Raw genomic sequence first — 13,430 nt, 5'->3', positions numbered from 1 at the left:
ATACCAGTTGGTGTGATTTATTGGGAGCCGCACGCTATCAAAGGGCAACCAACGGAACAACTGTTTCCCCAAGCCGATGTTCACAGGAAAATCAGTCGTTTCGAAAATGTCGCAATCAACACAGAATTGCTCGTTATACTGCCATTTTGGGTGGTGAGACCTGATAGTTTGCGCCTCATCTGTCACACAACCGGTTCCCGGCAAAGGTAAGAGCACTCTTCAACGATGTTCATCAGCGTTTTTGATATTTTCAAGATCGGTATCGGCCCCTCCAGTTCACACACTGTCGGACCGATGGTAGCAGTTCACCGCTACGTTGATCGTCTGAGGGCCAACCCGACCGTATGCAGGTCGGCGTCACGCATCACGGTGACGCTTCATGGGTCTTTGGCGTTTACCGGAAAGGGACACGCCACTGACAAGGCGGTGTGCCTTGGATTGCTGGGCGCAACTCCGGACACGCTAGACCCGGATCAAGTCGAACCGATGCTGGAGAAACTAGCTTCAGATAAGCGCTTGCGGATCGACGGTCTCTTTGACCTTCCGTTCCATCCGGAAAAGGACGTGATCTTTGACTACGGCCCCTCCTTGCCGCTTCATGCGAATGGCATGACCTTTCATCTTCTTGGCAGCGACGGCTCGGTCCTCGACAGTTTTGTCTTTTATTCTATCGGTGGTGGCTTCGTCGCCAGCGAAGCAGAACTACGCAAGACAACCAACGAACCGGTCAATGAGCTCGCCCGGCAGGAAGTTCCCTTCCCGTTCGCTTCCGCCAAACAAATGCTGGAGATGGGCCAGGACCATGGCCTGAGCATTGCGGACATGAAACTGCAGAACGAATGCGCAGACAAAACAAAGGAAGAGGTCGAGGCGGGCATCGACAAACTCTGGTCTGCAATGGACGCTTGTATCAATCGCGGCATCACTCAGTCCGGCATCCTTCCAGGCGGTTTGAAGGTGAAGCGACGGGCTGCTGACATCTATCAAAAGCTTCTCAAAGAAGGCCGCTCAAACCCTCCGTTTGAACACAATGTCGTCGACTGGCTGGGTGTCTATGCCATGGCAGTCAACGAAGAAAACGCCGCTGGAGGGCGGGTTGTCACGGCCCCGACCAATGGTGCTGCTGGAGTCATTCCGGCGGTCACCCGCTACTATCTTGACCATTGCCCCGACGCGGACGCCAATGGTATTCGAACGTTTTTGCTCACAGCTGCAGCGATTGGCGGCATCATCAAGTCGAATGCCTCGATCTCTGGCGCCGAAGTTGGGTGCCAGGGCGAAGTCGGATCAGCGTCCGCCATGGCCGCGGCCGGACTCTGCGCGGCACTTGGTGGCACCAACGAGCAAATCGAAAATGCTGCTGAAATTGCCCTGGAACACCATCTGGGCATGACCTGCGATCCAATCGCAGGACTCGTCCAGGTCCCCTGCATCGAACGTAATGCACTCGGTGCCGTTAAAGCCGTAACGGCGGCCTCATTGGCGCTGCGCGGTGACGGCTCGCACTTTGTTCCCCTTGATGGCTGTATCGAGACCATGCGCCAAACCGGCATGGACATGATGGAGCAATACAAGGAAACATCCAAAGGCGGTCTGGCGGTCAACATCGTAGAATGCTGATACCCGCCCAAAAATTCAGATCTGCTGCAGACGGGTTTTGTGGGCATGAGCAATGTGAAGCCGGGCAGCTGTTTCGGCAGCGTTGGAGTTGCCGTCGGCAATCGCGGTCACAATAGCTGCATGCTCTTCGACGGCCGTTTCCCGGCGCTCCGGTGTGTCGAGCGTTGTTCCTGCCATGAGGATCAGGGACAGGCGCAAATGCTCGATCTGATCGACGAGATAGCGGTTGTGCGAGGCAAGGCACAGGCGCCGGTGAAACTCCCGGTTTGAGCGGACAAGGCTGTCCGTATCGGTGACCCGTTTGCGGTCCGCATCCACCAAATCCTGAAGGATTTCGATCTCCGGTTTCGAGGCGTGCTTTGCGGCAAGGCCTGCAGCCGTCCCCTCCAGAACTTCCCGCATGAAATAGACTTCGTTGATCTGGTTGTGATCGAGCGTCGGGATCACCATGCCCCGGTTGGGTTCGTGCACGGCAAGGCCTTGCGCCTCAAGCCGCTTCAACCCCTCACGGATCGGCGTGCGGGACACACCAAAACTTTCGGCCAGATCGGCTTCGCGCAACCGGTCGCCCGGCTTGAGCGTGCGTTCTTCGATGAGGCCGATCAGCCGGTGATAGATTTCAGATCCGTTCATGCCAAATCTGATAGCCTGCGGAAGCGCTTATGCCAAGCCGATAGTCCGGCAGTGCACGAAGACGAGCTGTGTGAATGAAATGCGCTGCCCCGGTCTTGAACCGGGGCCATGGCTTTTTGGTCCCGGCGCGAGGCCGGGACAGCATTGGCATTGTCAGGTTAGGCTTAGTGCAGCCGGACGCCCTGACGCTTCAGTTCGGTTTGCAGCAGGGCAATATCCATCGCATCCAGGTCGATGCCATGTTTCACGGAGATTGCAGCGGCAACGCCCGCGCCCTGACCTGTCACCGTGCAGCACATCATGTTCCGTGTGGCCGCATGGCTAACCTTGTCACCTCCGGTCGCACGTCCGGCAACGAGTAGATTCTTCACGCTCTTCGGAAGCATGGTACGGTACGGCAGCTGGAAATAACGGCCCGTGGTCGGCAGGATGAGAATGCCGTACCCATCGATGAATTCTGGGAATATGCCGACGCTGTCGTCAAACCGACCCTGCTCGCGAACATCGTGGCCAGTCATGTCATAGGCCGCCAGTATCTTGCGGGTGTCCCGAATACCGATGGTCATCCCGAAATTCCGCAGCTTGGCGTCTTCACAGCCCGGCTGATACCGCTTCAAGGCTTCGACAGCGAGCATGGCCTGGCGGCGGCCCTCGATCTCGTTGCGCGTCATGGAATCCGGATCGGTCCCGTCACACTCTGGTAGGTGTACCAGGTTCAAGTAGGTCAGGTCACCGCTGTCATAGACAGCACCCCAGGTCCCGGAAATGGTCTGCAGATGAGCAGGAATAATGCCCGCTTCCAGAGCCTGCTTAAACGGCTTCTTCAGGAATGGCGAGAACATCTTGTCCTCCTTGCCGGTGGTCTCCACCGTCCATTCGCCGCTTTCCCAGTCCTTGTAGGTATGCGGGTCGGCCTTGACGGCCTCCATGAATTTCCGCTTGTCGACACCGTTCATGGAAAACATGACAGACGCCGCCTGCATTTCCTCAACTGGCGTTTTTTGCGTCTCAGCGCCGGCGCGATAGGCAATGTCGGCATCGCCGGTTGCATCAATGACGCGCTTGGCAAGAATCGCTTCGCGGCCCGCCTTGCTTTCGGTAATGATGCCCTTGATCTCATTGCCGTCCATGATCGGGGCAGCGAAGGCACGATGCATCATCGGCCGGATCCCGGCTTCTTCAACCAGATTGTCGGCGACCAGCTTGAAGCCCTCGGCATTGATCGCGTCGCTGTCCGATTGCGGTTCCGGGGTCGTTGCACCGGCTTCGCGCGCACGGCTCTCGAATTCTCGGCCGACACCCTCCGTATCAACGGTCTTCTCGTGACGGTACCAGGCAAAGCCCTCGACGCCCACAGCCGTGATGTTGCCACCCAAACAGCCGAAACGCTCCACAAGCGTCACATCAACGCCGGCGCGCGCGGCGCCAAGTGCAGCAGACAGGCCGCCCGGGCCAGAGCCCACCACTAGAACATCGGTTTCATGAATGACGTCAATTTCGCGCGCGGGTTCCGTGATTGTCTTCACGATGCCTCCAAAACCTCTTGAAAAGCGGAACTTATTCTCCGGGGTGGTAGAGCCGTCCGCCAATCACCGGGCCACTGGCTCCGGTCGTTTCCGGGAAGGTTGTCGGCAATCCGGCCAACCGCCGCGCGCCTAAAAACGCCATCGCCTGTGCTTCAAGCGCATCGCCGTTGATGGTGTAAACATCCGCCGAAACGACGTCACCAGACAGCTCTTCCTGTAATCGGCGGAGTAACACGGGATTATGGCGCCCGCCACCACAGACCAGCCACGACTTTACACGATTTGGCAAAAGTGTTTCTGCCATTGAGATGGTGCCGACCGTGAACGCCAAAAGCGTTGCCGCGCCGTCTTCAAGGCTCAATCCTTCAACGAAATCTCCGGAAAAGCTGTACCGGTCCAATGACTTTGGTCCAGCCTCCGACAAAAACGGATGGGATAGAGCATCCGAAAGACGGTCTTGCGAAACTTTGCCTTTTGCCGAAATCTCACCACCAGCATCATAATCGCCAGCCCCATGACGCCGGATCCAATCATCCAGCAGCGCATTCCCCGGCCCTATGTCGAATGCGTGCAGGGTATCGCCATCTATGAATGTGAGATTGGACACACCGCCGATGTTCAAAAAGCAGATCGGTTCCTGCTCACCGCCGACCAGAGATCGCGCGAGCGCCTGATGATAGACCGGAACAAGCGGTGCGCCCTGACCGCCAGCTGCCATATCCGCCAAACGAACTTCGCCGATCACAGGGACCTTCAAGATGTCCGCCAGCAGTTGCGGGTCACCGAGCTGAACGGTCTCACCTGCGTCCGGATCGTGCCACACGGTCTGGCCATGAAAGACGACAGCGTCGGGCACCAAAGCGTGTTTCCCAAGAAATGCCCCAACAACCTCGACATGGTCTTCGGTCACAGCACGGGCCAGGTTCGGCCAAGCCTCCCGACCCGTTCCCTTCCGCGCCGCCGCCTCCAGAACACGCGTTCGCGTTTCCGGCCGGTAGTTGATGGTCTCAGCTGGGCCAAACGCACTCACTTCACATCCGTCGGTCTTAATCTCCGCCAGATCAATTCCGTCGGCGGATGTGCCGCTGATCGTGCCGACAATCGACCAACCGGTCATAGAAGCGCTGCCCCCTGGAGGCTGTCCTCCGCAATGTCGAACATCTCATTGATCTGATTTTCGGTGATGATCAACGGCGGGCAGAACGCCATAGCGTCCAGCATGTTACGCGAGATCAGGCCCTTTTCGAGGAATACCGCGTTTGTTCGCGCGCCAAGTGCACCCGGTGTATCGGCCAACGCTTCGTGGTGAAGCTCTGCCGCACCGATGAGCCCGATCCCCCGGGTTTCAACCACCAGCGGGTTTTGCGCCAGACCGGCGAGCCGCTTCTGAAAAAGTGGCGCCATCGCGCGCACGTTTCCAACGAGATCGCGCTCTTCAATGATCTTCAGGTTTTCCAAGGCAACCGCCGCCGCAACAGGATGGCCGCTACCGGTATATCCATGACCAAGGACGCCAATCTTGTGGGATTCGTCCGCAATCGGCTGATAAACGTTGTCATTTATCAAGAGCGCCGAGATCGGCTGATAGGAGGACGACAACGCCTTCGATAGGGTCATGATGTCAGGCTGCAGATTGTAGGTCTCGGTCCCGAACATATTGCCGGTCCGGCCAAACCCGCAAATGACCTCGTCGGCGACAAACAGTATACCGTATTTTTTCAGAACAGGCTGAACCGCCTCCCAATACCCGTCCGGCGGAACGATGACACCGCCCGCGCCCATAACCGGCTCCGCAAAGAAAGCCGCGATTGTCTCCGGGCCCTCGGCAAGGATCAGATCCTCAAGATCCTGGGCGCAGCGTTTGGCAAAATCCGCTTCGCTTTCGCCGTCTTTTTTCTGGCTGCGGTAATGCGGGCTCGTTGTGTGCAGGACTTGCGGCAGAGGTAAATCGAAGGAGCGATGGTTGTTCGGAAGGCCGGTCAGGCTTGCCGAGGCGATCGTCACGCCATGATATCCGCGCACTCGCGAGATCACCTTCTTGCGCTCTGGCTGGCCCAGCGCATTTGACCGGTACCAGATCAGTTTCAGCGCCGTGTCATTGGCCTCGGACCCGGAATTTGTGAAGTAGACCTTGGACATCGGCACCGGCGCCATCTCGATGAGCTTTTCGGCAAGCTCGATCGACGGACCGTGCGTCTTGTAAGTGAAGGTGTGGTAGTAGGGCAGCTTTTCCATCTGACGGGCGGCAGCATCGACCAAACGTTTTTCCCCGAAACCGACGGCAACACTCCAAAGGCCGGCCATGCCCTCAATGTAGCGCTTGCCGTTGATGTCGGTGACGTAAATTCCCTCGCCCTTGTCGATCACAAGTGATCCGGTCTCTTCTTGCTTCCGGGCATCTGCATAGGAATGAAGCTGGACCGCGACATCGCGGGCTTCAAGGGAATTTGGGAGCTGCGTCATGAACCGCCTCTGAGACCTTCTGGATCGACAATGACTTGAAAGCCAAGAGCAACTCAGTTCCGCCGCCCCGGCTGAAGCCCAAGCTAGAACCTTTCCTTTCAAACGGGAAGGGCTGAGTCATCGACCGGGTGTTAGCAAGCCTCAGACGTAAACCATTGTTGGTGAATTACGGGCCGCTCAGTTGGCAACAGCAGCCCGGTGTTCCGTCTCATGATACGGCACTACTTCGGCTGCTTGTCCAACGTTGGCAAAGACTTCGCCAACCGCAATCAATACCGGGCCGTCTGTTGCCAAGCTCTCCACTCCGTCAGCGAGGTCTGACAATGCGCCTGACCAGCTGGCCGAATTCTGCCGGGAAACATTGGCCATCACCCGTACGGGAGTATTCGGCTGACGGCCTTCAGAAATCAACCGCTCGCTGATCCGGCTTGCCATGCGGCGCCCCATGTAAAAAACAGTGGTTGTTGCAGGATCAGCAAGTCCGGTCCAATCGACTGTATCGGGCAGCGCGCCTTGACGCGAATGTGCCGTTACAAAACGAACGGCCTGAGCGTGATCACGGTGGGTCAACGAGACGCCAAGTTCGGCGGCCATTGCAGAGGCTGCGGTAATGCCGGGAACGACGCTGGCCGGAATGCCTTCCTCAGCCAGTCTCGTCAGTTCCTCACCCGCCCGTCCGAAAATCATAGGATCGCCGGATTTCAGCCGGACGACGTGTTTGCCCTGTCCGGCGAGCGACACCATCATGTCGTTGATGTCTTCCTGACGGCAGCTTTCCCGTCCGCCGCGCTTGCCGACCAGCATGCGTTTGGCTTCACGGCGCGCGAGTTCCAGAACACTGTCGTCGACCAGATCGTCAAACAGGATGACATCGGCGGATTGAAGCGCCCGCATGGCCTTCAGGGTCAGGTTTTCCGCATCGCCCGGTCCTGCACCGACCAGTGTCACCCGGCCCTGCCCGACGTGAGCGGCCTCGCCGAAAACGTCTTCCAGATCACGGCTTGTGGCCTCTTCTGCGGCAGCCTTTCCGGAAAAGGCCATGTCGGTGAACTGTTCCCAGAACCGGCGGCGCTCTGCTCCCGGTGCGAGGCTTTCCAGAACGCGGGCCCGGATCTGGCCCGCAAGCGCTGCCCAGTCCTGAAGCGAGGTTGGCAACAGCGTTTCAATCCGCCGCCGGATCGCCTGACCGAGGATCGGGGCGACGCCATTGGTCGAGATGCCGATGACGACCGGTGAGCGGTTGACGATGGAGCCGAACTGGAACTCGCAAAACGGCGGATTGTCGATGACGTTGACCGGAACGCCTGCGGCCTTGGCGGCGCAATAAAAGGCCTGTGCCGCGCCGTCCGAGGGGGCATCGGCGATCGCAAGCGCGGCCCCTGAAATCACGTCCGTGCTCCACGGACGGGCATGATGAACAAAGCGGCCCTTCACGCTGCCGCGCTCCAGGAGCGTTTCGAAAACCTCGCTGAGCTCTTCGGCAAAGACGTGCACTTCTGCCCCGCTGGCGGCCAGAAGTTCCGCCTTCCAGGCGGCGGCATCCGTTCCTCCGGCGAGAACCACCTTGCGGCCTTCAAGCGGAAAGAACAACGGCAGGCTCGCCAAAGGCTCGACCCTTGCCGAACGCCGTTTCGGGCGCACCTCAGCTGGCTTGCGCGATGTCGGCATCTTCACGTGTCTCCTTGGCAACAGCGTCGAGCAGGGTCTGGATTTCGGAGCGGCAGGACCCGCAATTGGTTCCGGCTTTCAGGCAGGCACCAATGGCCTTGACGGTGGTGGCGCCCTTCGTGGCTTCGGCGGCAATTTCCGAGCTGCCGACTTGAAAACAGGAACAGACGATTGCCCCCTTGTCCGGACGGTCTGCCGGTGGACGGCCCGCAAGAACCCGGAACCGCTGATCTTTGTTCGACGTTTCAGCGGTCAACAACCCGCAGGCCCACGGCCGGGAAACAGCGACGGGATCAGGCGCGAAGAAAAACGCTCCGGCAAGGTTTGCGCCAGTCCAGCCCGCGATCCTGAGCGCGCCCGTTGTGCCGTCTTCGAACCGCAGGAATTCTGTGTCTTCGGGAAGGAGCCGGCCAGCAAGTTTTTCGGGATTGGTGGACCTGTCGCCCGCCAGTTCGACCCGCCAGCCGCCTTCGGTCGGAGCAATGGCCCAATATCCGGTATCGAGCTGGTCCGGCTTTTCTCGCAAGACGGCAAAGCCATGCCAGGCAAATTCCAATTTGCGAATGGCAACAGATGTGAACTTGGAGCCGGGCTGACCGGACACCGGATCTGTTTCCGGCGCGACCACGGCATCGATCCGGCCTTTGGAGCTGACCTGATCGGTCCAGTGCATCGGCACGAACACCGATCCTTTCTGCGCCCGGTCAGTAATCTGCGCCCGGACTATGACAGACCCGTGAGGGCTTTTGACTTCCATCAGATCGGCTGCAGCAATCCCGGCATCGCGTGCATCTTGCGGGTGCAGTTCGGCGAAAGGCTCGGCAATATGCGAAGACAAGCGCGGCGTTTTGCCTGTCCTCGTCATGGTGTGCCAGTGATCGCGGATCCGGCCGGTGTTCAGAACCAACGGGAACCGCCGTTCGCGCTTGCGCGGTTCCTTGTGAGAGACTGCAATGAAATTCGCCTTGCCGTTCGGTGTGAAAAAACCACCCTTGGCAAAGAACCGCGTTTCGCCATTGCGCACGGTTGCCCCGGCCTGCGGCCACTGGACGGGCTCAAGATCGTCGAATTCGGCCGCCGGGATGTCTTTCAGGGCACTGATGTCGAAATCCCGTGTGCCATTGTTTCCGGCATTGGACAGTGCCGCGTGTTCCCGGAAAACAGCGTCCGGGCCATCGTAGTGAAACGCGTCTTCAAACCCCATCCGGCGGGCAACGTCCGCCAATTGCCACCAATCGGGTTTTGTCTCACCGGGCAGATCCAGGAACTTCTTTTGCCGTGAAATCCGCCGCTCGGAATTGGTGACGGTGCCGTCCTTCTCGCCCCAGGCCGCGGCAGGCAGAAGAACATCCGCATAGGCGACAGTATCGGCCGCCCGCGTCACATCGGAGACGACCACGAACGGGCAGGTTTTGAGCGCTTCTGCGACCCCATCGGCGTTCGGCAGGCTGTCGACCGGATTGGTGGCCATGATCCAGAGCGACTTGATCTTGCCATCCCTTGCCGCCTGGAAAAGGTCAACCGCTTTCAACCCGTGTTTTGATGCAATAGCCGGGCTCTGCCAGAAGTCTTGCACGAGCGCGCGGTGGTCCGGGTTCTCGATCGCCATGTGGGCGGCGAGCATGTTGGCAAGGCCGCCGACCTCCCTTCCGCCCATGGCATTCGGCTGGCCTGTTGCCGAGAACGGCCCCATCCCCGGTTTGCCGATCCGGCCGGTTGCCAAGTGCGTGTTGATGATCGCATTGACCTTGTCCGTGCCGACAACCGATTGGTTGACCCCCTGGCTGTAAAGCGTAACTGTCTTTTCGGTTCGCGCCACCAGTGTGTAGAAGGTCGCGATGTCATGGGGCGTCAGGCCGGTTTCATCTGAAATCCGGTTGATTTCACAAGGACCAGCCGCCGCGAGTGTCTCTTCAAAGCCGTTCGTATGGGCCGCGATATAGCTGCGATCCAGGGTTTCTGTTTCCGCAAGGAAGGACAGCAGGCCATTGAACAGCGCGACATCCGTGTCGGGCTTCAAGCCAAGGTGCAGATCGGCGATGGCGCAGGTTGCCGTTTCACGCGGATCGACCACGACGACCCGCATGTTCGGATTGTTTGCCTTTGCCGCTTCGACCCGCTGAAACAGCACCGGGTGACACCAGGCAAGGTTTGACCCGACCAGCACGAGAAGATCGCAGGTTTCAAGATCCTCATAGGTTCCCGGAACGGTGTCGCTGCCGAACGCGCGCCGGTGGCCGGCAACGGACGAGGCCATGCAGAGCCTGGAGTTGGTGTCGATGTTGGCCGAGCCGATGAAGCCTTTCATCAGCTTGTTGGCAACGTAATAGTCCTCGGTCAGGATCTGGCCGGAGACATAAAACGCAACGCTGTCCGGCCCGTGATCTCTGATGGCTTCAGAGAATTTACGGGCAACAAGGGTGAGCGTGCTGTCCCAATCGGACCGTTTGCCGCCGATTTCCGGATACAGCAGCCGGTCTTCCAGCGACAGGGTTTCCCCCAGCGCCGACCCCTTTGAGCACAAGCGGCCAAAATTAGCGGGATGATCCGGATCGCCGGCAATGCCCACCGATCCGTCTTCCTTGAGTGTTGCCAGCACCCCGCACCCGACCCCGCAATATGGGCAGGTGGTCTTGACCGTTTTTTCTTTTGATGTGCCGGTCATCGGGCGCGGCTCCTTGGGCTTTCCTCGAATTTTGATTGGATGGACGCGGTCAGCTTGCCGACCGGCGTGCCAGATCGTCGGCGGCAAGGAGCACCTTGCCGCCCTCGACTTTGGCGGCCGTCACCGGGACTGCGCCTTCATCGGCACCGGTTGCAAGACCCGTTGCCAGATCAAACACCCAGTTGTGCAAGGGACAGGTGACCGACGTGCCATGGACAATGCCCTGGCTGAGCGGCCCGCCCTTGTGCGGGCAGCGGTCGTCCAGCGCGAAGACTTCATCGTCAACAGTGCGGAACACAGCAATGCAGCCGGCATCGGTTTTCACCACCCGGGCGCCTTCGCGCGGGATGTCGGTCAGATCGCCGATCGCGACCCAATTCTTCAGTTCCGCATTCATTCGGCCGCCTCCCGCGTGAGTACTGCCATCGGCTTGAACTCGTGCTTGTCCTTGCCGGAGACACGCTCCGACCACGGATCGACCTGGGCGAATTTCTGGGAGAAGACAAAACGGTCGTAGTAAGCTTTGCGCTTGTCCGTGTCGTCCATGATCTGACGACGGATCTCGTCATAGCCGATGCGTTTGGCCCATTTGTAGATCCGCTCCAGGTAGTGACCCTGCTCGCGGTACATTTGCGTGAGTGCGACGATATGTTCGAGGGCCTCGTCTTCGGTTTTGACGAGACCGAGGACCTCGGTTCCCTTGATGTCGAGCCCAGCCGCGCCCGCAAAATGGATCTCGAAGCCGCTATCGACACAGACTACACCGATGTCCTTGCAGGTTGCTTCGGCGCAATTGCGCGGGCACCCCGAGACAGCCAGCTTCAGTTTGGCTGGTGTCCAGGAGCCCCACATGAACTTCTCGATGCGGATGCCGAGCCCCGTGGAGTCCTGGGTTCCGAACCGGCACCAGTCCGTGCCCACACATGTCTTCACGGTCCGAAGGCCCTTGGCATAGGCCTGCCCGGACACGAACCCGGCCTTGCCGAGATCGGCCCAGACGGCGGGCAGGTCTTCTTTCCTGATGCCCAGCATGTCGATGCGCTGGCCGCCGGTGCACTTCACCGCAGGGATGTTGAACTTGTCGACGACATCGGCAATCGCGCGCAGCTCCTTGGAGGAGGTCATCCCGCCCCACATGCGCGGCACGACGGAATAGGTCCCGTCCTTCTGGATGTTCGCGTGGACGCGCTCATTGATGAAACGGGACTGATAGTCGTCCGCATATTCATCCGGCCAGTCGCTGACGAGGTAGTAGTTCAGCGCTGGGCGGCATTTGGCGCAGCCGCCGGAAGAGGTCCATTCCAGTTCCTGCATCACGGCAGGGATGGTCTTCAGTCCCTTGGACTTGATCAACCGGCGGACGTCCGAGTGCCCGAGATGCGTGCAGCCGCACATCGGCGTGACAGCGGACGGATTGTAGGCATCGCCAAGTGTCACCTGCATCAATTGTTCGACCAATCCTGTACAAGTCCCACAGGATGCCGAAGCCTTGGTGTGGGCACGCACGTCATCAAGGGATGTCAGGCCCTTGTCAGTGATCGCGCCTACGATTTTTGATTTACATACGCCGTTGCAGCCGCAGATTTCCGCATCATCCGGCAAGGCTGCAACGGCCGCCGTAGGGTCCAGGGGGGCGCCCCCCTGATACGCCTGGCCGAAGATCAAGGTCTCCCGCATTTCCGAGACATCTGATTGTTTTTTCAAAAGATCGAAGAACCACGGGCCATCGGCTGTCTCGCCGTAAAGCACCGCGCCAATGATTTTGTTGTCCTTCAAAACGAGGCGTTTGTAGACTCCGGCGCACGCATCGCGCAGGACGATTTCCTCACGGTCTTCGCCTTCGGCAAAATCGCCAGCCGAATAAAGATCGACGCCGGTGACTTTCAGTTTTGTTGCCGTCACCGAGCCAGAGTACTCGGAGGCGCCACCAAGGAGATTGTCCGCTATGACCTCGGCCATCTCGTAGAGCGGGGCAACCAGGCCGTAGCACTGGCCATTGTGCTCTACGCATTCGCCGAGGGCATAAATATCCGGGTCGGCTGTGCGCATGGTGTCGTCAACGAGAATGCCGCGGTTCACATCCAGTCCGGCAGTCTTTGCAAGATCAGCTGACGGGCGAATGCCAACCGCCATCACAACGATGCTGGCTTCGATCTCAGTTCCGTCATCCAGCCGGATACCTTTGACGTTCCCGGCACCGTCATCGACGATCTCGTGGCTGTTGGCTTTGGTGCGCACATCAATGCCACGGCGCTTGAATTCTTCCTCCAACAGGAATCCGGCAGCCGGATCGAGCTGGCGTTCCATCAGCGTCGGCATCAAGTGAAGGACCGTGACCTCCATGCCCTGCATCTTCAGACCGGCTGCGGCTTCAAGGCCAAGCAGCCCGCCACCGATCACAACAGCGCGGCCACCGCCCTTTGCGGCATCCAGCATCTGATCGACATCATCAAGGTCGCGATAGGTGAGGACGCCATTGAGATCCTTGCCCGGCAGCGGGATGATGAAGGGATTGGACCCGGTCGCGATGACCAGCTTGTCGTAGTCGACTGAGATGCCGTTTTCCGATGTGACGGTTTTGGCGGAACGGTCGATCTCTGAAACGCGAGCCGACTTGTGCAGGGTCACGCCATGCTCAGTGTACCAGTCGTCGCCATGGGTGATAATGTCTTCATAGGACTTCTCACCGGAGAGGACCGGGGACAACATAAGCCGGTTGTAGTTCACCCGTGGTTCGGCGTTGAAGATCGTGACGTCATAAGCGTCCTTGTCCTGATCAAACAGATGCTCCAGCATCCGGCCCGGCGCCATGCCGTTGCCGATGATGACAAGCTTTTGTTTCGTCATGGTTGCCA

The 13,430-nt window shown here is 59.1% G+C and carries 9 protein-coding genes; 1 reads left to right on the top strand and 8 read right to left on the bottom strand.

Features of this window, described 5'->3' with window-relative positions:
- Window positions 1–225: 225 nt before the first annotated feature.
- Complete coding sequence (locus tag RBB44_RS02775) at window positions 226–1,620, top strand: L-serine ammonia-lyase (protein ID WP_133948617.1); 1,395 nt, start codon at window positions 226–228, stop codon at window positions 1,618–1,620.
- A gap of 15 nt (window positions 1,621–1,635) precedes the next feature.
- Here the strand turns inward: RBB44_RS02775 and RBB44_RS02770 are convergent, their stop codons facing one another.
- The 8 genes from RBB44_RS02770 to nirB all read right to left on the bottom strand — a co-directional run bounded on the left by RBB44_RS02770 (window position 1,636) and on the right by nirB (window position 13,422).
- A complete protein-coding gene (locus RBB44_RS02770; protein WP_306148326.1) occupies window positions 1,636–2,253 on the bottom strand; it encodes a GntR family transcriptional regulator in 618 nt (205 codons plus the stop codon).
- Window positions 2,254–2,417: 164 nt separating this feature from the next.
- The gene (locus RBB44_RS02765; RefSeq protein WP_306148325.1) at window positions 2,418–3,779 is read right to left on the bottom strand and encodes an FAD-dependent oxidoreductase; all 1,362 of its coding nucleotides are present in this window, start codon (window positions 3,777–3,779) and stop codon (window positions 2,418–2,420) included.
- A gap of 31 nt (window positions 3,780–3,810) precedes the next feature.
- Entirely contained in the window at window positions 3,811–4,896 is a 1,086-nt protein-coding gene (locus RBB44_RS02760) for an anhydro-N-acetylmuramic acid kinase (protein WP_306148324.1), read from the bottom strand.
- Complete coding sequence (locus tag RBB44_RS02755; protein WP_306148323.1) at window positions 4,893–6,242, bottom strand: aspartate aminotransferase family protein; 1,350 nt, start codon at window positions 6,240–6,242, stop codon at window positions 4,893–4,895. Before RBB44_RS02755 ends, RBB44_RS02760 begins: the two co-directional genes overlap by 4 nt.
- A gap of 177 nt (window positions 6,243–6,419) precedes the next feature.
- A complete protein-coding gene (cysG, locus tag RBB44_RS02750; RefSeq protein ID WP_306148322.1) occupies window positions 6,420–7,910 on the bottom strand; it encodes a siroheme synthase CysG in 1,491 nt (496 codons plus the stop codon).
- Window positions 7,885–10,575, bottom strand: coding sequence for a nitrate reductase (locus tag RBB44_RS02745; RefSeq protein WP_306148321.1), 2,691 nt, complete (start codon window positions 10,573–10,575; stop codon window positions 7,885–7,887). The genes cysG and RBB44_RS02745 overlap by 26 nt, the downstream gene beginning before the upstream one ends.
- 49 nt (window positions 10,576–10,624) lie before the next feature.
- Window positions 10,625–10,972 carry a nitrite reductase small subunit NirD gene (gene nirD, locus RBB44_RS02740; protein WP_209172541.1) on the bottom strand — a complete coding sequence of 116 codons (348 nt, stop codon included), beginning with the start codon at window positions 10,970–10,972 and terminating at the stop codon, window positions 10,625–10,627.
- The gene (gene nirB / locus RBB44_RS02735; RefSeq protein WP_306148320.1) at window positions 10,969–13,422 is read right to left on the bottom strand and encodes a nitrite reductase large subunit NirB; all 2,454 of its coding nucleotides are present in this window, start codon (window positions 13,420–13,422) and stop codon (window positions 10,969–10,971) included. Before nirB ends, nirD begins: the two co-directional genes overlap by 4 nt.
- Window positions 13,423–13,430: the final 8 nt, after the last annotated feature.

The sequence above is a fragment of the Roseibium sp. MMSF_3247 genome (genome assembly GCF_030733765.1).
Lineage (GTDB): Bacteria > Pseudomonadota > Alphaproteobacteria > Rhizobiales > Stappiaceae > Roseibium.
Note: the sequence above shows the minus strand (reverse complement) of the source record. Positions and strands in the feature narration are given on the sequence as shown.